The organism is Tardiphaga sp. GW822-FHT04G09, assembly GCF_058800725.1.
The window spans coordinates 1-528 of record NZ_JBXAMO010000058.1 but is presented as its reverse complement, the minus strand read 5'-3'; the positions used below and the strand labels follow the sequence as shown (position 1 = coordinate 528).

General features: G+C 61.9%; 1 protein-coding gene and 1 pseudogene. Both read left to right on the top strand.

Annotation, left to right across the window (positions count from 1 at the left end; genetic code table 11):
• Positions 1-42: 42 nt before the first annotated feature.
• Positions 43-282 (top strand): hypothetical protein, encoded by a 240-nt coding sequence (locus tag AC1RLZ_RS31180; protein WP_493191817.1) that lies wholly within the window; start codon positions 43-45, stop codon positions 280-282.
• Positions 272-528, top strand: a pseudogene (locus tag AC1RLZ_RS31175) (recombinase family protein); the annotation flags it as partial. The gene AC1RLZ_RS31180 and the pseudogene AC1RLZ_RS31175, both read left to right, overlap by 11 nt.

The window sequence follows — 528 nt, the reverse complement described above, 5'->3', positions numbered from 1 at the left end:
GCGCATCCAGAGCCTCTCACGACCAGAATCGGGGAGAGACCCATGTCACGGCAGACGGCAATGCCAGGGAGCGGATACCGACACAATCGACAACCGCGGCCGCAGCAGCAGATGGATCTGTTCGGGAGCGGCCTGTCGAACGGCGCCATCGGCGCACCAGCATGGCTGGAACTGCCGGCGGAAGCCCGGGCGGCCCTCACGAGCCTGATGACACAGTTGATCGTCGACCATGCTGCGATGACAGCGACGCCGCCCGCGAAGGAGGTCGATCATGATCTCTGACAAGGTCAGGCCTCATCATCTGGAGCGCAAGGCGATTCTTTACGTGCGTCAATCCTCAGCCCATCAAGTGTTGCACAATCGCGAGAGCAGCGCGTTGCAATACGCCATGCGGGACCGGCTGACGGCGCTCGGTTGGTCTGAGATCGAAGTGATCGATGATGATCTCGGTCGTTCAGCCGCCGGCGGGGTACAACGCGCTGGTTTTGAGCGGATGGTAGCGGAGGTTTGCCTCGGTAAGGTTGGTGC

Excerpts from the sequence above, each read along its gene's own strand:
- AC1RLZ_RS31180 (WP_493191817.1), top strand. The coding sequence starts at position 43 with ATGTCACGGCAGACGGCAATGCCAGGGAGCGGATACCGACACAATCGA.